General features: G+C 70.0%; 17 protein-coding genes. 7 read left to right on the top strand and 10 right to left on the bottom strand.

What is annotated here, in order from left to right; translation table 11 throughout:
- The 5 genes from arfC to purF form a co-directional block, all read right to left on the bottom strand.
- On the bottom strand, nucleotides 1-1,443 hold a 1,443-nt coding region (arfC, locus tag N803_RS17715; protein ID WP_052112399.1), incomplete at its 3' end, for a channel accessory protein ArfC.
- Complete coding sequence (gene arfB, locus N803_RS18645) at nucleotides 1,440-1,595, bottom strand: channel accessory protein ArfB (protein WP_035907270.1); 156 nt, start codon at nucleotides 1,593-1,595, stop codon at nucleotides 1,440-1,442. The genes arfB and arfC, both read right to left, overlap by 4 nt.
- A 10-nt stretch (nucleotides 1,596-1,605) precedes the next feature.
- Nucleotides 1,606-2,733 carry a channel-forming protein ArfA/OmpATb gene (gene arfA / locus N803_RS16270; protein WP_035907268.1) on the bottom strand — a complete coding sequence of 376 codons (1,128 nt, stop codon included), beginning with the start codon at nucleotides 2,731-2,733 and terminating at the stop codon, nucleotides 1,606-1,608.
- 203 nt (nucleotides 2,734-2,936) lie between these two features.
- The gene (purM, locus tag N803_RS16265; protein ID WP_035907264.1) at nucleotides 2,937-4,067 is read right to left on the bottom strand and encodes a phosphoribosylformylglycinamidine cyclo-ligase; all 1,131 of its coding nucleotides are present in this window, start codon (nucleotides 4,065-4,067) and stop codon (nucleotides 2,937-2,939) included.
- A gap of 25 nt (nucleotides 4,068-4,092) precedes the next feature.
- Nucleotides 4,093-5,712, bottom strand: a complete 1,620-nt coding sequence (gene purF, locus N803_RS16260) for an amidophosphoribosyltransferase (RefSeq protein WP_084764627.1) — start codon at nucleotides 5,710-5,712, stop codon at nucleotides 4,093-4,095.
- A gap of 31 nt (nucleotides 5,713-5,743) precedes the next feature.
- Here purF and N803_RS16255 point away from each other — a divergent pair, with 31 nt between their 5' ends.
- The 5 genes from N803_RS16255 to N803_RS16235 all read left to right on the top strand — a co-directional run bounded on the left by N803_RS16255 (nucleotide 5,744) and on the right by N803_RS16235 (nucleotide 10,495).
- Nucleotides 5,744-7,321 (top strand): molybdopterin-dependent oxidoreductase, encoded by a 1,578-nt coding sequence (locus N803_RS16255; protein ID WP_052112397.1) that lies wholly within the window; start codon nucleotides 5,744-5,746, stop codon nucleotides 7,319-7,321.
- Between the two features lie 101 nt (nucleotides 7,322-7,422).
- Complete coding sequence (locus tag N803_RS16250) at nucleotides 7,423-8,067, top strand: fasciclin domain-containing protein (RefSeq protein ID WP_035907258.1); 645 nt, start codon at nucleotides 7,423-7,425, stop codon at nucleotides 8,065-8,067.
- A gap of 39 nt (nucleotides 8,068-8,106) precedes the next feature.
- A complete protein-coding gene (gene sigK / locus N803_RS16245) occupies nucleotides 8,107-8,697 on the top strand; it encodes an ECF RNA polymerase sigma factor SigK (RefSeq protein WP_211253541.1) in 591 nt (196 codons plus the stop codon).
- Nucleotides 8,694-9,488, top strand: coding sequence for an anti-sigma factor (locus N803_RS16240; RefSeq protein WP_035907252.1), 795 nt, complete (start codon nucleotides 8,694-8,696; stop codon nucleotides 9,486-9,488). The genes sigK and N803_RS16240 overlap by 4 nt, the downstream gene beginning before the upstream one ends.
- Nucleotides 9,489-9,532: 44 nt before the next feature.
- Nucleotides 9,533-10,495: an NAD-dependent epimerase/dehydratase family protein gene (locus tag N803_RS16235; RefSeq protein WP_035907251.1), complete on the top strand. Its 963-nt coding sequence runs from the start codon at nucleotides 9,533-9,535 to the stop codon at nucleotides 10,493-10,495.
- A 40-nt stretch (nucleotides 10,496-10,535) separates the two neighbouring features.
- Here N803_RS16235 and N803_RS16230 read toward each other — a convergent pair whose 3' ends face one another.
- The 3 genes from N803_RS16230 to N803_RS16220 are packed head-to-tail and all read right to left on the bottom strand — an operon-like array spanning nucleotide 10,536 to nucleotide 12,078.
- The gene (locus N803_RS16230) at nucleotides 10,536-10,781 is read right to left on the bottom strand and encodes a hypothetical protein (RefSeq protein ID WP_156969834.1); all 246 of its coding nucleotides are present in this window, start codon (nucleotides 10,779-10,781) and stop codon (nucleotides 10,536-10,538) included.
- A 10-nt stretch (nucleotides 10,782-10,791) separates the two neighbouring features.
- Complete coding sequence (locus tag N803_RS16225; RefSeq protein WP_035907280.1) at nucleotides 10,792-11,682, bottom strand: LLM class flavin-dependent oxidoreductase; 891 nt, start codon at nucleotides 11,680-11,682, stop codon at nucleotides 10,792-10,794.
- A gap of 15 nt (nucleotides 11,683-11,697) precedes the next feature.
- Nucleotides 11,698-12,078, bottom strand: a complete 381-nt coding sequence (locus N803_RS16220; RefSeq protein WP_035907247.1) for a sterol carrier family protein — start codon at nucleotides 12,076-12,078, stop codon at nucleotides 11,698-11,700.
- A gap of 204 nt (nucleotides 12,079-12,282) precedes the next feature.
- Between N803_RS16220 and N803_RS16215 the strand changes: the two genes are divergently transcribed.
- Together N803_RS16215 and N803_RS16210 are read left to right on the top strand one after the other, a co-directional pair.
- On the top strand, nucleotides 12,283-14,043 hold the full coding sequence (locus N803_RS16215) for a bifunctional metallophosphatase/5'-nucleotidase (RefSeq protein ID WP_035907245.1): 1,761 nt from the start codon (nucleotides 12,283-12,285) through the stop codon (nucleotides 14,041-14,043).
- A gap of 94 nt (nucleotides 14,044-14,137) precedes the next feature.
- Nucleotides 14,138-15,001: a spermidine synthase gene (locus N803_RS16210; RefSeq protein WP_035907244.1), complete on the top strand. Its 864-nt coding sequence runs from the start codon at nucleotides 14,138-14,140 to the stop codon at nucleotides 14,999-15,001.
- Nucleotides 15,002-15,024: 23 nt separating this feature from the next.
- Here the strand turns inward: N803_RS16210 and N803_RS16205 are convergent, their stop codons facing one another.
- A complete protein-coding gene (locus N803_RS16205) occupies nucleotides 15,025-15,768 on the bottom strand; it encodes a hypothetical protein (RefSeq protein WP_156969833.1) in 744 nt (247 codons plus the stop codon).
- Nucleotides 15,769-15,910: 142 nt separating this feature from the next.
- Entirely contained in the window at nucleotides 15,911-19,816 is a 3,906-nt protein-coding gene (purL, locus tag N803_RS16200) for a phosphoribosylformylglycinamidine synthase (protein WP_052112395.1), read from the bottom strand.
- Between the last annotated feature and the right edge of the window lie 39 nt (nucleotides 19,817-19,855).

The following is a 19,855-nucleotide window of genomic DNA, read 5'->3' as shown; positions in this document are numbered from 1 at the left end:
GTCGAACCAGATCTCCGCCTTGGTCCGGCCGTAGTAGGGGCTCTCTTCGGTGTGGTAGAGGTTCGAGTCCTCGTTGCCCTTGATGGTCCAGCCATCGGGGCCCGAACCATCCTCGGCCGGGTCAGCCGAACCCTTGCCGAACTTGCCCTCGGGAATGGCGACGAGCTTCGCGGCTCCACCCGAACCAGCCGAACCACCGGAGCGGTCCTTCTCGTCCCAGCGGACGAAGCCGGCACCGCGAGCGGACTCCTCGGTGTCGAACCACACCTCGGCCTTGGTCCGGCCGTAATAGGGGCTGTCCTGAGTGTGGAAGAGCATCGAGTCCTCGTTGCCCTTGATGATCCAGCCGTCGGGCCCGGAGCCGTCCTCGGCCGGGTCCGCGGATCCCTTGCCGAACTTGCCCGCAGCCACCGCTGCACCCACACCAGCGGCACCAGCGCCAGCCGCGGCCAGGCCGCCACCAGCACCAGAACCTGCATCGAGGTCGGCGTCGGCCGTGGCGATGTCACCACCGTCGTCGCTCAGTTCGAGCACGGGCTCCTCGACCACCGGCTCCTCGGCGACCGTCTCCGTGGCCAGGGGTTCCTCGACGACAGGCTCCTCGAGGACGGGCTCTTCGACCGCTGCCTCCTGGGCGGCTTCGAGATCGCCCGCGTCGCGCATCGGCATGACCGAGGTGTCGCCCGGGCGACCCGGAGCGCTGAAGCCCGGCTCGTCGATGGGCTCGACCTCGGTGGCTCCGCCCGTGAAACGGGCCGGCTCCGTTGCCTCGAACTCGGCGTCGGCGTCGGCGTCGGGGACGTCAACGTCGTCACTGCGCGAGGCCCACGAAGCCGCAGCCAGCCCGGTCGCACCGGCAGCCATACCCCCGACGCCCCCAGCCACGTCGGGAGTCTCCACGTCGGGAAGGTCGACATCGGGGGCGTCGACGTCCGGCAGGTCCAGGCTCGAACGTTGAACCGTCGGCGCCTCGACATCCGGGGCATCGAATCCCGCAGCATCGAATGCGGGAACATCGACATCCGGTGCCTCGACGTCCGGGACAGCGAGGTCGGGAGCGTCGATCTCGGGAGCGTCGACGTCGGGGAGGTTCGCCTCGGGGGCATCCCAGGACGGCGTCGGCTCGTCGATGGTGCGGTCGTAGACCTCCGTCGCCGGGGTGTCGACGTCGAGGTCGGCCCGTCGGGTCGTGAGATCCGCATCGGCGTCGAGGTCGACATCGGCTTCGACGTCCCGGTCGCGCAGGGCCGCGGCCCCAACAGCAGCCGCGCCCGCGACACCGGCGCCGACACCCGCCGCCTTGCCGCTGACGGAGAAGTCTCGGTCACGGTCGACCACCGTGCGGGGAACCTCCCGCGTCGCACGGCGCACCATCCAGAACCACGTGATGATCGCGCCGAGCAGGAACGACAGGAGCATGAGCCACCAGTTGACGTCACTCATCGGTTCTCTCCGATCACTCGAGCCTGCGGAAGATCCGCAAAGGCTTCGTCCTCATCGGTCGGCTCGATGCTGCGCGCAGCGAACCAGGCGACGAGTGCACCCACCGCGAAGGCGATGAGGTACCAGAACCACTGGATCAGGAACTCAGTCATGTTGGCCTCCTCAGCCGACCGTGATCTCGACGCGACGGTTGGCGTTCTGGCCAGCGGTCGTCGCATTGGACGCAATGGGGTTGGCCTCGCCCTTGCCGGCGGACGCCACGTTGGCCGCGGTCACGCCGTTGGCCTCCAGGGCCTTCTTGACAGCGGCTGCGCGGGCGGCGCTGATGCGCAGGTTGGTGGCGGTGGAACCCGGGCTGCTCGTGTAGCCGGTCACCACCAACTTCGCGGTGGTGCAGCCCTTCCACTTCTCCGCGACCGCCTTGACCGTCGCCTGGGACGACGCGGCAAGCGTGGTGCCGTTGTTGGCGAAGGTGAGCTTGGACGCGTCGGTGATCGCCTTGATGTCGGCACCGAGCGTCGCGCACCCAGCAGTCCCGGCTGCGTCTGCACCACCTGAGGCGGATGCGGACGGGCTGGCCGACGGAGTCGGCGTCGCCGCACCGGATCCGACCGTGAGCTGGTTGTCGATCGTGGCGTCGGGGAAGGCGGACTTCGCGGCGGCCTCAGCGGCGGCCTTGGCCTCCTCGGTGGCAGCCACACCCTTGAGGACGAGCGCGTTGCCGTCGAAGTCGAACGAGAAGTCGCCACCTGCCGCGGCCGCATCGGCCAGGGCTCCCAGCGCAGCGGTGGGCGCTGCCGCCGCTCCCGCGGTCACCGTGACCTGGTCGACGATGTTGACTCCGGGAACCTTGGCCTTGATGTCGTCGAGCAACGCCGTCTTCGCAGCGTCATCAGGAACGACGCCCTTGACCGTGAGGTCGTTGCCCACTCGCTGGAGCGAGAACGGCGTGGCCGAGGCGTTGGCACTCGACGCGTCGCTCGGGCTGGCCGATGAGGCGCCGCCTGAACCATCCGTGGTCTGGGAGGACGTCGATCCACCCGCCGCACCGTCGGTGTCGTTGTCGTCGCCGTTGATGCCAAGTCCCACGGCCGCGAGGATGGCCGGGACGCCGATGAGGGCGAGCCACCAGGGTCCGCCGAGCCCGCGCCTGTACCTTCGCGTGACCGTGTCCCACTCGGTCGTCGTCGTCTCTCTGACGGTGCTGCCGAAGGTGCCGTCAGCGCCAAGGGCGCCGCGGGCAGACTCGCTGTCGGAGTTGGTGATGGGGCGGTTCTCTGGTGTGTCCATGACGCCTCTCGTTTCACCGGGCCCGGCGGCCCGAACGATTCGGAAGTTACTCGGCGTCAGCCATGGAATGGGGCGCAGCTATCCCCAAGATTTGGCAAAGACCATTCCCCGGACAGCGTCCACGCCGCGTCAGAATCCAACGAGAGTCGCGATCGCAAAACCCTGGACAAGCCCAATCACGTTGGGACAGAGCAGAACTCGCGTCAGGCAGGATGCGTGCCGACGACCTGCACCGAGCCACCGTCGACGCCCTTGGCGCCACGCACGACCTCGACACCGTCCGCGACCTGGGCGTCCTCGAGCGCGGAAACCTCACCCATAACCCAGGTGTCGATGCCCCGTGCGGCGAGCGTCGCGACAGCCAGGTCGGCCTGTTCGGCAGGAAGCATGGCGACGAAACCGACCCCCATGTTGAGGGTGCGTTCGATGTCGGCCTGCGGCACCCGACCCAGCGCCTGGACGGTGGAGAACACAGCCGGCGGCGTCCACGTCGAGCGGTCGACGCGGGCGAAGGCGTCCGACGGCAGCACCCGCGCCAGGTTGGCCGCGAGGCCGCCCCCGGTCACGTGCGACAGGGCGTGCACATCGAGCCCGTCGGTCCGGATGAGCTCGAGCAGGTCACGCGAATAGACGCGCGTCGGCACCAGCAGCTCCTCACCCAGCGTGCGCCCGAACTCGTCGACGTGCCGGTCGAGCTCCCAGCCGGAGCTCGCCACGACCTTGCGCACCAGCGAATAGCCGTTCGAGTGCAGACCCGACGATGCGAGACCCAGCACGACGTCTCCGGGTCGGACGCGCTGCGGACCCAGCACACCGGCATACTCCACAACGCCGGTCGCGGCACCCGCGACGTCGTACTCGTCCGGCTCCAAGAGCCCCGGGTGCTCGGCGGTCTCGCCGCCCACGAGGGCGACGCCGGCCTGCTCGCACGCCCGGGCGATGCCGCCGACGATAGCGGCGATGCGCTCCGGCACGACCTTGCCGGTGGCGATGTAGTCGGTCATGAAGAGCGGCTCGGCGCCGCAGACGACGATGTCGTCGACCACCATGCCGACGAGATCGAAGCCGATGGTGTCGTGGATGTCGAGGGCCTGCGCGATGGCCACCTTGGTGCCCACCCCGTCCGTCGACGTCGCGAGAACGGGACGGTCCATGCGCGCCAGCGCACTCGCGTCGAACATGCCTGCGAAGCCACCGAGACCACCCAGGACCTCCGGACGGGTCGCCCGGCGGACGTCGGCCTTCATCAACTCGACGGCCTTGTCACCCGCCTCGACATCGACGCCTGCCGCGGCATACGTGATCTGTTCGCCCGAGGTGCCCTGGTCACTCACGCGGGTCAGCCTAGTCAGCGGGCGATCATGGCCGACGGACGGCCTCGGCCGCCCCACCCGACGCCGTGACGGAGACGCGCTCGACGTCGAGCGTGCCCGCATCGGTCGCGTTCGCCTCGCCCTCGGCGACGGGGAACTCCAACTCGAGCAAACCCTTGCCGAGCCGATCGGCCGACGGCAGCTCCAGCGGGTACTCACCCGTGAAGCACGCCGTGCAGAGACGCTCGCGCGGCTGCTCGGTCGCGGCGATCATGCCGTCCTGGGAGATGTAGCCGAGCGAGTCGGCCCCGATGGAGTTGCAGACCTCCTCGACCCCGATGCCGGTCGCGATGAGCTCCGCCCGCGTCGCGAAATCGATGCCGTAGAAACAGGGCCAGCGCACCGGCGGCGACGAGATCCGGACGTGCACCTCGGCCGCGCCCGCCTCCCGGAGCATCCGGACGAGCGCGCGCTGCGTGTTGCCGCGCACGATCGAGTCGTCGACCACGACGAGCCGTTTGCCCTTGATGACTTCCTTGAGCGGGTTGAGCTTGAGCCGGATGCCGAGCTGGCGAATCGTCTGCGACGGTGCGATGAACGTGCGCCCCACGTAGGCGTTCTTGACCAGACCCTGCCCGTAGGGGATGCCCGACTCCTGCGCATAACCGATCGCAGCGGGCGTGCCCGACTCCGGCGTCGGCATGACGAGGTCGGCCTCGACCGGGTGCTCGCGCGCGAGCGCCCGGCCCATCTCGACCCGGGACTCGTGGACGACCCGGCCGTTGATCGTGGTGTCGGGGCGGGCGAGGTAGACGTACTCGAACACACACCCCTTGCGGTCGGGCTCGGCGAACCGCTCGGACCGCAGCCCGTCCTCGTCGATGGCGATGAGTTCGCCCGGCTCGACCTCGCGGATGAAGGACGCACCGACGATGTCGAGCGCGGCCGTCTCGGACGCGACGACCCAGCCGCGCTCGAGGCGCCCCAGGACGAGGGGACGAATCCCCTGAGGGTCGCGGGCGGCATACAGGGTGTGTTCGTTCATGAAGACGAAGCAGAACGCACCACGCAGGCGCGGGAGGACGTCCTTGGCGGCGTCCTCGACCGTGCGGTCCGGGTCGGCGGTGAGCAGCGCGGTGACGAGCGCGGTGTCGGTGGTGTTGCCGCGACCGATCTCGCCGCGGTGACGGCCGTCGCCGTTGGCCTCGCCGACGAGGTCGCGCAGCTCGGCGGAGTTGATGAGGTTGCCGTTGTGGGCGAGGGCGAGGGTGCCCCCGTCGTGGCCGCCGAGCGTCGGCTGGGCGTTCTCCCAGGTCGAGCCGCCGGTCGTGGAGTAGCGACAGTGGCCGATCGCGAGGTGCCCCGTCAGCGACCCGAGCGAGCGCTCGTCGAAGACCTGCGACACGAGGCCCATGTCCTTGTAGACGAGCAGGCGGCGGCCGTTGCTCGCGGCGATACCCGCGGATTCCTGGCCGCGGTGCTGGAGCGCGTAGAGCCCGTAATAGGTCAGCTTGGCGACGTCCTCGCCGGGGGCCCAGACACCGAAGACGCCGCAGGCGTCCTGCGGCCCCTTCTCGCCCGGCATCAGATCGTGCGTGAGTCGTCCATCTCCGCGTGCCACACTCCCAGTGTCCCACGAGTCCGCGGGACACCCGTGCACACCCATCCGGTGTGCGGATCGCTCCGAACGGCTTGTCATGGACGTTTCTGTTTCCGCGTGGCGAAGAAGCTTCCCGTATGCCGTGAGCGGGCTTCTCGCCGCGGCCGCCGGTGCCGCTGTGGGCCACTTGGTGGCGGCGTTCGTCGCTCCGGAAGCCTCGCCCGTTCTGGCCGTGGGGTCGCAGGTCATCGATGCCACACCGACCCCGGTGAAGGAGTGGGCCGTCCGAACGATGGGCACGGCCGACAAGCCCGTCCTGATCGGCAGCGTCACCGTCGTCACCCTGCTGGCGGCGGCCCTCGCTGGCGTGGTCGCACGACGTCGTCCGACGGCCGGTCGGCTCATCCTCGTCGGGCTGGCGATGCTCGCCACGGCGGCGGCCGTGCTGCGGCCCGCTGCCGGGCAGCTCGATGTCCTCCCCGGACTCGTGACGGGACTCGTCGGCGTCCTCGTCCTCGGCTGGCTCCTCGGCCTCCTGCCCTCCGCGAGTGCTGAGTGCGCCGTCGGCCCCGAGAGTCCGACCGATCACAACGCCCGCGCCACCGGAGAACCCAGTCCGACCGGGCGGCGTGCCTTCCTCCTCGGTGCGGGAGGGGCGACTGTCGGCGCGGTGGGCATCGGAGCCCTCGGGCAGAAGCTCACCGTCGATGCCGTGGCCCCCTCGACCCTGACGCTCCCGGCGCCGTCGACCGCGTTGGCGCCCCTGCCGACCGGCCTGGAGTCGCGGGTCAAGGGACTCGAGCCCTGGCGGACGCCCAACGCCGACTTCTACCGGATCGACACCGCCCTGGTCATCCCCCGCGTCGACGTCGACGAGTGGCGACTGAGCATCGACGGAGAGGTCGACTCGCCCTTCGAAGTCAGCTACTCGGAACTGGTCGCGATGCCGCTCGTGGAGAAGGACATCACGATGTGCTGCGTCAGCAACGAGGTCGGCGGCGGCTACATCGGTGGTGCTCGCTGGCTCGGCGTGCCGGTGCGAGAACTGTTGTCCCGAGCGGGAGTTCGCGCCAGCGCCGACCAGATCCTCAGCCGATCGGTCGACGGCATGACGATCTCGACACCGGTGCAGGCGCTCATGGACGACCGCGACGCCCTGCTCGCGATCGGCATGAACGGAGAACCGCTCCCCCGGCGCCACGGCTACCCAGTGCGGCTCGTGACGCCCGGCCTCTACGGGTTCGTCGGGTCGACCAAGTGGGTCGAGCGTCTCACCGCCACGACCTACGACTCCGAGGAGGCCTACTGGACCCAGCGCGGTTGGGCCATCGACGGCCGCATCCTCACGCAGTCCCGCATCGACACGCCCCGCGGACTCGCCCGCCTGAAGACCGGAACGAACGTCATCGGTGGGGTCGCGTGGGCCCAGGGTCGCGGCATACAGAAGGTGGAGGTGCGCATCGACGACGGTCCGTGGCTGGAAGCCACGCTGGGACCGGACGGTGGCATCGACTACTGGAGCCAGTGGTACCTCGAGTGGGACGCGCCGTCGGGCAACCACGAACTGTCGGTCCGCGCGACCGACCGCACCGGCGCCGTCCAGACCGAGCAGCGAGCCGAGCCGTTCCCGCGGGGTGCCACCGGGTGGCACACCATCCCCGTCACCGTCGGATGACCGCCGCTGCAACTCAGCGAAAAAGGCTGCGGCACAGCCCATCCGGAGCCAGCACGGCGACGAACTCCTTGTATCTACACATCCTCTCAAGGAGAACGACCATGATCCTCACGCACCGCACCGCAGCACTCGGCCTGGCGCTCGTCCTGCCCCTCGGGCTCGCCGCCTGTGGCAGCTCGGATGACAACGCCGACACCGGCTCGTCCATGAGCGACTCGACCACGCCCTCCCCATCCACGTCACCGTCCGAGTCGATGAGCGACTCCATGTCCGGCGCACCGTTCGGCGCCGCCTGCGGCCAGGTGCCGACCACCGGCGCCGGTTCGTTCGACGGCATGATGACGGCGCCCGTCGCCACGGCTGCCAGCGCGAACCCGCTGCTGTCGACCCTCGTGACGGCCGTGAAGGAGGCCGGTCTCGTCGACACCCTCAACGGCGCACCGGAGCTCACGGTGTTCGCACCGACGAACGACGCCTTCGCCGCCGTGCCCAAGGCCACCCTCGACGCAGCCATGGCAGACCCGAAGGGCCTGCTCACGAAGGTCCTGACCAACCACGTGGTCGCCGGCAAGATCGCGCCGGACAAGATCGCCGGCGAGCACAAGACCCTCGGTGGCGGGACGATCACCGTCTCCGGCAGCGGAGAGGACTTCACCGTCGGCCAGGCCAAGGTGGTCTGCGGCAACGTCCAGACGGCGAACGCCACCGTCTACATCATCGACGGCGTCCTGCTGCCCGCGTCGTGAACCGGGACGGGCGAGGAGGAATGAGGGAGCATGGGTGACATGGCGGCATTCGGACGGGGCGATTCCGTGCCCAGTCCTGCCGTCGGCACTGACCTTGCCGACCTCCTCGCCCGGTCCGCTCGTGGCAACGAGCAGGCCTTCGCGGCCCTCTACGACGCCACGGCGGCCCGGGTGCACGGGCTCGTCGTCCGCGTCGTCCGGGATCCGGCCCAGAGCGAGGAAGTGACCCAAGAGGTCTTCCTCGAGATCTGGCGCCAGTGCACCCGCTTCGACCCTGCCAAGGGATCGCCCCTCTCGTGGATGCTCACCATCGCCCACCGCCGGGCCGTCGACAGGGTCCGGTCCGCCGAGGCCGCGAGGGCACGGGAGATCACCTGGGAAGTGAAATCCGCAGAGCGCGACCACGACCGCACCCTCGAGGAGGTCGAGGTCCGACTCGACCAGCAGCGAGTCCGGCGTGCACTCGCCACGCTCACGGAGACCCAGCGCGGAGCCGTCGAGCTCGCCTACTTCGGCGGCCACACGCACACCGAGGTTGCTGCCCTTCTCGGCATCCCCCTCGGCACGGCCAAGACCCGCATCCGGGACGGCCTCATCAGACTGCGAGACACCTTGGAGGTGACGGCATGAATCCCGATACCCACGCCCTGGCCGGCGCGCATGCCGTCGATGCCGTGACCGACGAGGAGCGCCGGTCCTTCGAACTGCACCTCGAGGAGTGTGCGGACTGCCGCGCCGAGGTGGCTGAGCTCCGAGCCACGGCAGCCGCCCTGGCCGCAGACACCGAACTCACGCCACCCCCGGCCCTGCGCGGCTCCGTCCTGTCCGCCATCTCCCGGACCCGTCAGCTCTCGCCCATCACGGACGGCGGCTCCTCGGCGTCCGCGCCCACCGATGCCTCCGCCTCGAGTGACGAGCAGGACACCGAGGCACAGGAAGCCGACGCGGTCGGGCAGACCGACGAACTTGCTGCCCGCCGCACTTCGTGGCGCCCCTGGCTCGCCGCGGCGGTTGCGGCTGCTGTCCTCGCGTTCGGCGCCGTGGTCTGGCAGCCCTGGGACGACGCCCCCGCCCAGATCACCGCAACGGATCAGATCCTCCGGGCTCCCGACGCCGAGCGGGTCTCGCTGCCGATGGACGGCTCGGAGATCACCATCGTCCGCAGCCCTGCGAAGCGGCAGGCCGTGTTCGTCGCGGACGACATGCCGGCGGCACCGGCCGGCAAGGCGTACCAGCTCTGGCTCGACCTGCCCGGCAAGGGCATGGTCAGCGCCGGAATGATCCCGACCGCCGGTTCCTCGGTCACGGTGATGCTCACCGGTGACGCGACGGCTGCCACAGGGGCGGGCATCACGCTCGAACCGGCTGCGGGCTCGACCCAGCCGACGAGCGACCCCGTCGCCCTCTTCGCCTTCACCTGACGCGTCCCGGACCAACGGGTCCGGGACGGGTCAATACTTCACCCATGCGCTACGCACTCACCGGGGCGACCGGATTCGTCGGGGGCGAACTCGCCCGCCAGCTGGTTGCCGACGGACACGACGTCGTTGCCCTCGTCCGCAACCCCGGCCGAGCCGGATCCCTCTCCGACCTCGGGGCCACCCTCGTGCAGGGCGACCTCGACGACCTGACCGCGCTGGACACGCTGGTCGACGGCGCGGACGGGCTCTTCCATGTGGCCGGTTGGTACAAGCTCGGCGAGCGCGACCGATCGCCCGGCCAGCGGGTCAACGTCGACGGCACCCGCAACGTGCTGACCGCAGCACTGAGTGCCGGCACGGCCAAGGTCGTCTACACGAGCACGCTTGCCGTCAACAGCGACACCGGAGGCGCTGTGCGGGACGAGAGCTACCGGCATACCGGATCGCATCTGACGGAGTACGACCGCACGAAGGCCGACGCGCACCGCATCGCCGAGGAGTTCGTCGAGCGCGGCCTGCCGGTCGTGACCGTGATGCCCGGCGGGATCTATGGCCCCGGCGACACCTCGCAGGTCGGCGAACTCATCGCCCTGGCGGCCCGGGGCGGGCGACCGATCGCCCCACGCGGCGGCGGAACCCTCGTGTGGACGCACGTGTCCGACGTCGCCCGCGGCCATGTCGTCGCCATGGAGCGCGGGACTCCCGGCGAGGCCTACATGCTCTCGGGTGAGCCGTCGTCCCTGGCCGGGCTGCTCCAGCGCGTGGCCCGGATCGCCGGCGGCAAGGGACCGCTGCTCGTCCCCGACGTGGCGCTGCGCGTCGGCGAGAAGCTCATGACCCCCGTCGCGGCCGCGCTGCCCGTGCCGCCGACGTACCACCCGGAGTCACTGCGCGCCGCCCTGTCGAGCTACGTCGGCACGCGGGCCAAGGCCGAGCGGGAACTCGGCTGGGAATGCCGCTCCCTCGACGAGGGCCTCGCCGACACGGTCGCCGCCCTGCGCAACTGAAGCCACGCGGTGCCGGGCATCCGGCCAGGGCTCGGGCGCGTCAGCGGTTGCGGCGCTCGGAGATCGACTCGATGAGCACCGACACCCCGGCCGCGAGCAGGCCGACGACGAGCGCGCCGAGCAGCCCGAGGTAGCCGACGGCCGACGCCGTGGAGTACTCGCCCTGCACCGCCGTCGAGTTCGTCTCGAGCCCGCGGTAGACCCCGAGGAACCCGCCCACGGCGAAGCCGACGGCGGCCCCGACGATGAGGATTCGCAGGTGGTTGGGGTGGCGGGGCGCGTTCACGGAGTCCACGCTACTTCGCCTCCGGTGCACAGCCGCCGCCGGTGCCGGTGTCTCCCCCGCTCACGAAGCGTGAGGCGACCTCGTCGAGCGTCGCCTCCGACCCGGCATACGGGGATCCCGAACGCGGCCAGTGCGTGATCGTGTCGGTGAAGCCCAACTCCGCCGCGCGCCCGGTCATCTCCTCATAGACGCCCACGGACTCCAGCGAGAACTGCGGCGACGCGTCGAGCAACAGATAGCGGTCCATCGAGTCCGTCCCGGGCAGGTCACTCAGCCGTGATGCCAACCCTGCGACACCGGACCACCACTCGTCGAGCGTCTCGACGCCACCCGGCCCCGTCGTCACCCACCCCTGTCCGAAGCGCGCGGCCAACCGCAACGACCGCGGCCCGTTCGCCGCAATGATGAAAGGCACCCGATCGCGCACGGGGCCGGGGAGCGTGCGGGCGTCGCGGACGGCATACCAGTCTCCTTCGTGGTCGACATGGTCCTCGCGCAGCAGCCGATCCAGCAACGGCACGTACTCGTGGAACCTGTCGACGCGCGCCTTGACCGTGTGCGACTCCCCGAGCACTGCCGAGTCGAGATCACCGCCCGTGCCGAGCCCGCAGATGAACCGGCCGGCGGACAGATCGTCGAGCGCGAACACGTCGCGCGCGAAGACATAGGGGTGCCGGAAGTTCGGCGACGTCACGAACGTGCCGAGCCCGATGGTCGACGTCACGCCCGCCGCTGCCGCAAGCGTCGGCACCGCCGGGAACCACGTCGAGTCCGGCAGCCCACCCCACACGAGGTGGTCATAGACCCACGCGTGCGCAAACCCCATCTCCTCGACCGCGCGCCACCGCGACCCCGCCTCGCGCCAGGGCAGGTCGGGAAGGATCGAGATTCCGTGTCGCAGCTCGGTCATGTGGGCTCAGTTCTCGTCATGGTCGGGGAAGAGCGGCAGGTATGCCGTGAGGTCGGCTCGGGTGCCCGACACCCGCAGGCGCCCCTGGGCCTCGGCCTCGGCGGGCTCGAGGTGCCCGACGGCGAGGGCGAGCCAGGTCGCGGCATCGGTCTCGACGACGTTGGGTGGGGTGCCGCGCCGGTGCTGGAGGCCCTCGATGCACTGCACCACTCCGAACGGCGGCACGCGCACCTCGACGCTGCGGCCGGGCGCCCGTTCGCCGAGTTCCTCGAGCGTGAATCGCACCGCGGTGGCTGTGGTCGTCCGATCGACCTCACCCGGGGCGGCCATCCAGGAGGTGAGTGCAGCGCGACCGGCCGCGACAGGCACACGGCGACGGGACGGCATACCGGGATGGTAGTTCGGCGCGGCGAGCGCTCCGCGAGGGGACATTCTTCATGCCCAGTTGACAAATAGTTATGCGGTCCTACTGCATCCGCACGTTTCGTCCGGCAGCATGGGCGGGCACACACCAGCGTTGCGGGCTCCCTGTCGTCACCCCTGTGACACCGCGCGCACCCACCCCGGCCATCAGGCCGAACAGGAGTAGGCATGACGATCTTGACCCCGCGCACCCTGAGTGCGTCCCTCCTGGCTGCCGCCTGTGCAGTCACCCTCGCCGCCGCGCCGGCCCTGGCCGACCGCCCCGCCGACAAGGGCAAGCCCACCACCAAGGGCAACCCCAACCTCACGACGGTGCAGCTGCTGTCGTTCAACGACTACCACGGCCACCTCGAGGCGACCGACCCGAAGCTCACGCCGGTCGAGGACCCGAGCCAGACGGCCGTCGGTGGCGCCGAGTACCTGTCGTCGACGCTCCAGGCGCTCCGCAACGCCCCGGGTCACGACGGCAGCCTGACCGTTGCCGCCGGTGACCTCATCGGTGGATCGCCGTTCCTGTCCGGCATGTTCCACGACGAGCCGTCCGTCGAGTCGCTCAACGCGATGAAGCTCGACGTCAGCTCGGTCGGCAACCACGAGTTCGACGAGGGCACCGACGAGCTGCTCCGCATGCAGAACGGTGGCTGCCACCCGACCGACGGTTGCTACTTCCCCGACCAGCCGTACGCCGGCGCCGACTTCCAGTGGCTCTCGGCCAACGTGGTCAAGAAGGACACGGGCAAGCCGCTCCTCCCGGGGACCTCCGTCAAGACCGTCAACGGCGTCAAGATCGGCTTCATCGGCATGACGCTCAAGGCCACCCCGACCCTGGTCAGCCCGGCCGGCGTCTCGTCGGTCAACTTCCTCGACGAGGTCGAGACGGCCAACGCACAGGCTGCGGCGCTCAAGAAGCAGGGCGTCAAGTCCATCGTCGTGCTCCTGCACGAGGGCGGCTACCAGACCGGCAACATCAACCAGTGCAACGGCATCTCCGCGCCGATCGCCCAGATCGCGGCCCAGATCTCGCCCGAGGTCGACCAGATCATCACCGGCCACACGCACCAGGGCTACATCTGCTCCCTCCCGGACCCGGCCGGCAACCCGCGCCTCGTGACGAGCGCCCACGACTACGGCCGCACCGTCACCGACACCAGCCTCGTGATCAACACCAAGAGCGGTGAGGTCATGCGTGACCGGTCGACCGCGGTCAACCGCCTCGTCGCCCAGACGGCGCCGAAGGACCCGGCCATCACGAGCATCATCAGCAAGTGGAACACCCTCGCCGGTCCGCTCAAGGCGCAGATCGTCGGCACCCACTCCGAGGACATCCTCGGCGACTCGAGCGGCAACCGCGGCATCGAGACCCCGATGGCGGACGTCGTCGCCGACGCGATCCTGGCCGGTACCGACGGTGCTGACGAGGGTGGCGCCGAGATCGCCTTCATGAACGTCGGTGGTGTCCGTGAGGACCTGCCGATGGCACCGAAGTACGCCGAGGCTCCCGGCCAGATCACCTACGCCGAGGCCTTCGACATCGCGCCGTTCAACAACATCCTCGTGAGCGTTGACCTGACCGGTGACCAGATCCGCCAGGTCCTCGAGCAGCAGTACCAGCCGGTGGCCGCCCGTGGCTCGCGCCCGATGCTCGCGCTCGGCGTGTCCAAGGGCTTCACCTACGCCTGGGACGCCTCGCAGCCGCAGGGCTCGCGCGTCGTCAACGGCACGATGGCCCTCAACGGCACGGCGATCAGCATGACCGAGACCTACCGCGTCGGCACGCTGAACTTCCTCGCCGATGGTGGCGACCTGTTCACGGCCTTCAAGGGCGGCACGAACCGTGTCGGTGGTCCGGAGGACCTCGCGAACCTCGTGGCCTACTTCGGCGCCAACCCGGGCCTGATCGCTCCGGCGAGCCGCGTCGACGGTCTCTGACCGGACCGAGTGGTTCACGGCAGCACCCAGCACGACCCGGTTTCACCAGCACCCCCTGCGTCCTCGCGGCGCAGGGGGTGCTTGGCTGTGTGCCGTGAGTGAAGCGTCCGACGCGCCCGTCTTCGAGCAGGACGGCGACGTCACGTGGATCCGCATCGGGGAGCACGCGCAGTCGGCGGTGTCGCTGGCCGATCCGGAGCTGCTCGTTTTCGAGTACGTCCAGTCGCTCGCCCTCTGCATCGACGCGGTGTTCGCGCGGCCGGCGCCGTTGCGAGTGACGCACATCGGTGGCGCTGGCCTCACGCTGGCGCGCTGGATCCACGCGACCCGACCGGGTTCGCCGCAGATCGTGCTCGAGCCGGACGTTGCGCTGACCGAGGCCGTGCGACGTGAACTGCCGCTGCCGCGCGGTCACCGAATCCGGGTGCGCCCGTTGACGGGTGAGGCCGGGGTGGCCGGATTGGCTTCCGGCAGTGCGGATCTCGTCATTCTTGATGCGTATGCCGGCGGGCGCGTCCCAGCCTCGCTCACCACGGTCGAGTGGCTGGGTGAGGTCGCGCGAGTCCTCGCACCGGGCGGGCTGTTCTTGGCGAACCTCGGGGATCGGCCCGGGCTGAAGTACTCCGCTCGCGTGGCCTCGGGTGCCCGCGCCGCACTGGGTCCGAACGGGGATGACAGGGCGGACGGGAGTCGCGAGGAGGTCGCGGGTCGCAGGGAAGGTGCGCGGACGGCATACGTGGGTTTGCACCACGTCCTCAAGGGGAAGGGCTACGGCAACGTCGTCCTCGCTGCGTCGCGTGGGCCACTGCCTCTCTTTGAGATGCGGCGCGCGACCGCACGGCTGCCGCTGCCGACCGGTGTCGTGGGCCCGGACGAGGTGCTGTCGCGTGGTGCCGGAGCGCAGCCGTTCAGCGAGGCCACCGGCGACACCGCGTGGTCCCCGGCGCCGCCAGACTGACCCGTCGGCAGGCATGAGACGACTCAGCTCGGACGTCGGAAGTCCTCCGGAGACCACTCCTGTGAGTGGTCCGCGTCAGAGTCCTGGTTCGGTCGGCCCGAGGCCATGGCGGACGCGCGCACTGGCGCTGCCTCGCTCGTCGTGGCCTCCTCAGCGTCCACGTCCTCAGGGTGCTCGGGTGTGCCCTCCGGTGCGTCGCGGGCCACGGCGTCCTCGTCCTCGGCCGGGTCCGACGCGTTCGAGGCGTCGTCGGGGTGCCGCCACCAGAGACCAGTGACGACCAGGATGACGAGGCAGGCGCAGAGCGTGAAGAGGCTCGACATCGCCAGCTCGGTCATCGGCGGGGGACCGAAGATGTCAGTGAAACCCTCGCCACCGTCGCCTCCGGTCACGACGTAGAGGTCGGCCAGCGTCAGCCCCACGACGGGGAGCGCCACGAGGACCCCGGCAATGAGTACCTCCCATCGGGGCCACCCTGCCTGCTTCCACGTGGAGAGGCGGCGGAGGAGCACCGTCGCCGCGAGCAGGAGCAGGCATGCGACGAGGAGGGTGACACCGTGCGGCCGGTAGGAGAGGTCGAGGGCGAGCCTCACCAGCCTCTGGCCGAACGGCACGGGATCGCCGATGGACTGGCCATCGGGCCCGTAGGCGTGGCTGCTCTGGTTCCAGGTGAATCTGAGATCGGACAGCACTGCGAGGGCGGTCAGCGCCGCAGCCCCGGCGAGCAACCGCCCCGTCAGCCGCGTCCGTGCAGGCTCTTCGGTCACGAGGTGAGCGTACGGCTCGGCCGCTCACGGCGCGTGCGTCGTCGAGCCTCCGCTTCATCCACCGAGCACGAGACGACCACTTCTGAGTGAGACGACCAGTTCGAACTGGTCGTCTCACGCAGAAGTGGTCGTCTCGTGGCCGTCAGCCGATGAAGGTGCGGGCGTTGCGGAACATCCGCATCCATGGCGAGACGTCCTCGATGCGTCCGTCCGTCCACGACATCTGGGCGTTCCGCTGCACCCGCTCGGGGTGCGGCATCATCGCCGTGAACCGGCCGTCCGTCGTGGTCACCGCGGTGAGCCCATCCGGGGAGCCGTTGGGGTTGAACGGGTAGGCCGTCGCGACGCCACCATCGTTGTGGACATAGCGAGCAACCCGCTGCACCGCGCCCGAGTCGCCGCGGGCGGCGAAGTTCGCGAAGCCCTCACCGTGCGCGACGGCGATCGGGATGCGGGAGCCGGCCATGCCCGAGGTGAAGATCGACGGCGACTCGAGGACCTCGACGAGCGAGAGGCGGGCTTCGTACTGCTCGGACACGTTGCGGGTGAACCGCGGCCACGCCTCGGCGCCCGGGATCAGGTCGGCGAGAGCGGCGAACATCTGGCAGCCGTTGCAGATGCCGAGACCGAACGTGTCGCCGCGATGAAAGAACTCGTGGAATTGGTCCGTCAGGGCGGAGTTGAAGAGCACCGAGCGGGCCCAGCCCTCACCGGCGCCGAGGGTGTCGCCGTAGGAGAAGCCACCACAGGCCACGAGACCGACGACGTCGGCGAGCGACGCGCGACCGGTCTGGAGGTCGGTCATGTGCACGTCGAGCGTCTCGAAGCCGGCACGGTGGAAGGCGTAGGCCGTCTCGACGTGGGAGTTCACGCCCTGCTCACGCAGGATGGCGACGCGCGGTCGGGCACCGACGTTGAGGAACGGTGCCGCAATGTCGTCGGTCGGCTCGAACGTCGTCGACACGTGCAGGCCCGGGTCGTCGTCGGCACCGAACGCCGCGTGCTCCTCGTCGGCGCACTCGGGGTTGTCGCGCAGCGCGGAGATGCGCCACGACACCTCGTCCCACGCCTGGGCCAGGTCGCGCAGCGACTCGTCGACGACAGCCGCACCATCGACCGAGACCTGGACGCGCCGCTCCGGGTGCGTCCCACCGATGACGGACGCGAGATCTCCGACGCCGGCCGCGACCAACACCTCGATGACCTCGGTGACCGAGTCGGCACGGACGCCGAGCACGGCTCCGAGTTCCTCGGCGAACAACGCCTCGACCGAGTCCACCGCAATCTCGACACCAAGTCCGGAGGCAAAGGCCATCTCGCACACGGTCGCCCAGAGACCACCGTCGGAGCGGTCGTGATAAGCCGAAACCAGCCCACGAGAACGCAATTCGCGCACCGCCTCGGCCAGAGCCACGAGTCGCGCCGGGTCGTCGAGGTCGGGGACCTCGCCGCCGAAAGCACCCGACACCTGGGCGAGCATCGAGCCACCGAGACGGTTGCGGCCGGCGCCGAGGTCCACGAGAACGAGTGCCGACTCGGGTGCGAGCTGCGGTGTGAGGGTCCCGCGCACGTCGGGCAGCGCGGCGAACGCGGACACGACGAGCGACACGGGCGACGTCACCTGACGCGCCTCGCCCGACTCCGCGTCGGTCCACTTGGTCCGCATCGACATCGAGTCCTTGCCGACCGGGACCGAGATACCGAGCGCCGGGCACAACTCCATCGCGACGGCCTGCACCGTGTCGTAGAGCGCCGCGTCCTCACCCGTCTCCCCCGCGGCAGCCATCCAGTTGCACGACAGCTTCACCGACGACAGCGATGCGATCGGCGCGGCGAGAAGGTTCGTCAGGGCCTCGCCGACCGCCATGCGACCGGAGGCGGGAGCGTCAACGGACGCGAGCGGCATACGCTCCCCCGACGTCATCGCCTCACCCGCGAAACCGGCGTGGTCCGCCAGGGTGACCGCGACGTCGGCGACAGGAACCTGCCACGGACCGACCATCTGGTCGCGGTGGGTGAACCCGCCGACCGTGCGGTCTCCGATGGTGATGAGGAACCGCTTGCTCGCGACCGTGGGGTGCCGAAGGACCGCGTATGCCGTGTCCCGCAATGCAATTCGGCTCACGTCGAGCGAGTCCCCGGACCACGACACGCGGCTGACGTCGCGCGTCATGCGCGGCGGCTTGCCGAGGAGAACCTCCATCGGCATGTCGATCGGGACCTCGTCGGCTTCGTCGGACTCGCCGGCAACGAAGAGCTGCGCGTCGTCCGCGGCGACACCGATGACAGACAGCGGGCACCGCTCGCGCGCGGCGAACGACTCCAGCAGCTCGAGCGACTCGGGCGCGACGGCGAGGACGTAGCGCTCCTGGCTCTCGTTGACCCAGATCTCCTTGGGCGCGAGCCCCGACTCCTCGAGCGGCACCGCCGAGAGGTCGAAGCGGGCACCGAGACCGGCGTCGTCGACGAGCTCGGGGAAGGCGTTGGAGAGGCCGCCGGCGCCGACGTCGTGGATCGCGAGGATGGGGTTGTCGGCACCGAGGCGCCAGCAGTGGTTGATGACCTCCTGCGCGCGCCGCTCCATCTCGGGGTTGCCGCGCTGCACGGAGTCGAAGTCGAGGTCGGCCGCATTGGCACCTGCGGCCATCGAAGAGGCCGCGCCGCCGCCCATGCCGATCCGCATGCCCGGCCCACCGATCTGGATGAGCAGCGTGCCCGCGGGGAAGCGCACCTTCTCGGTCTGGTCTGCATCGATCGAGCCGAGGCCGCCGGCGCTCATGATCGGCTTGTGGTAGCCGCGGCGCACGCCGTCGACCGTCTGCTCGTAGACGCGGAAGAAGCCGCCGATGCCCGGACGCCCGAACTCGTTGTTGAACGCTGCTGCCCCGATCGGACCCTCGACCATGATGTCGAGCGGCGTCGCGATGTGGTCGGGCGCGCCGTAGGGGTCGGCCTCCCACGGCTCGTCCGTCCCGGGGAGGTGGAGGTTCGAGACGACGAACCCGGTGAGCCCCGCCTTGGGCGTCGAGCCACGACCCGTCGCGCCCTCATCGCGGATCTCGCCACCAGCGCCGGTCGCGGCCCCGGGGAACGGCGAGATCGCGGTCGGGTGGTTGTGCGTCTCGACCTTCATGAGGACGTGGACGTCCTGCTCGGTCGCGACGTAGCGCGTCGGGCCGTCGCCGCGCTCGGGCTGCCAACGCTCGATGCGCCCGCCCTCCATGACGGACGCGTTGTCCTTGTAGGCGACGATCGTGCCCGCGCCGGCGACGGCCTCGGTGTGCCGGATCATCCCGAAGAGACTCTTGGTCTGCGGCTCCCCGTCGACGATGAAGTCGGCGTTGAAGATCTTGTGGCGGCAGTGCTCGGAGTTGGCCTGCGCGAACATCATCAGCTCGACGTCCGTGGGGTTGCGGCCGAGTCCCGTGAACGCGGCGACGAGGTAGTCGATCTCGTCCTCGGACAGAGCAAGCCCGTATGCCGTGTTCGCACCTTCCAGCGCGGCGCGCCCTCCGGCGAGGACGTCGACGTGCTCCATCGGCTCGGCGTCGCGCTCCTCGAACAGGGCGGCCGAGGCCTCACGCGACGGGAGCGCCGTCTCGGTCATCCGGTCGTGGAGGACAGCAGCGAGCGCGCCCCACTGGTCGCTGCCGATCGTGTCTGCGTCGATGCCCTCGAGGGCGTACTCGGTGACGCGTTCGACCCGGCGGATGTCGATGCCGCAGTTGTGGACGATGTCGGTGGCCTTGCTCGCCCAGGGGGAGATGGTGCCCAGACGGGGCCCGACCACGACGAGAGTCCGCGGAGCCTCGGAAGGCGACTCACCGGCATACGCCTCGCCGTAGGTGAGGATCTGCTCGAGCTGCGCCGCTGCACCCTCGGTGAGTGGTGTCTCGCTCGCGACCCAGTGCACGAAACGGGCGGTGACTGCGGTGATGCCGGGTTCGACCGCCTGGAGCCGGGTGAGGAGGGCTCGGGCCCGGAAGGGCGAGAGCGCAGAACCTCCCTCGACGGTCGTCAGGGCGAGGTCATGCGTCGTGACAGTCACTGGGCTACTCCGGGGGAGGTGCGGCGGGGCCGGGTCACA

Origin of the sequence: Knoellia subterranea KCTC 19937 (assembly GCF_000768685.1) — a bacterium.
GTDB classification, from domain to species: domain Bacteria; phylum Actinomycetota; class Actinomycetes; order Actinomycetales; family Dermatophilaceae; genus Knoellia; species Knoellia subterranea.
The sequence above is the reverse complement of the archived record's forward strand: the minus strand, read 5'-3'. Positions and strand labels throughout refer to the sequence as shown.

Excerpts from the sequence above, each read along its gene's own strand:
- arfB (WP_035907270.1), bottom strand. The coding sequence starts at position 1,595 with ATGACTGAGTTCCTGATCCAGTGGTTCTGGTACCTCATCGCCTTCGCG.
- arfA (WP_035907268.1), bottom strand. The coding sequence starts at position 2,733 with ATGGACACACCAGAGAACCGCCCCATCACCAACTCCGACAGCGAGTCT.
- purF (WP_084764627.1), bottom strand. The coding sequence starts at position 5,712 with ATGGGTGTGCACGGGTGTCCCGCGGACTCGTGGGACACTGGGAGTGTG.
- N803_RS16255 (WP_052112397.1), top strand. The coding sequence starts at position 5,744 with ATGGACGTTTCTGTTTCCGCGTGGCGAAGAAGCTTCCCGTATGCCGTG.
- N803_RS16250 (WP_035907258.1), top strand. The coding sequence starts at position 7,423 with ATGATCCTCACGCACCGCACCGCAGCACTCGGCCTGGCGCTCGTCCTG.
- sigK (WP_211253541.1), top strand. The coding sequence starts at position 8,107 with ATGGCGGCATTCGGACGGGGCGATTCCGTGCCCAGTCCTGCCGTCGGC.
- N803_RS16240 (WP_035907252.1), top strand. The coding sequence starts at position 8,694 with ATGAATCCCGATACCCACGCCCTGGCCGGCGCGCATGCCGTCGATGCC.
- N803_RS16235 (WP_035907251.1), top strand. The coding sequence starts at position 9,533 with ATGCGCTACGCACTCACCGGGGCGACCGGATTCGTCGGGGGCGAACTC.
- N803_RS16220 (WP_035907247.1), bottom strand. The coding sequence starts at position 12,078 with ATGCCGTCCCGTCGCCGTGTGCCTGTCGCGGCCGGTCGCGCTGCACTC.
- N803_RS16215 (WP_035907245.1), top strand. The coding sequence starts at position 12,283 with ATGACGATCTTGACCCCGCGCACCCTGAGTGCGTCCCTCCTGGCTGCC.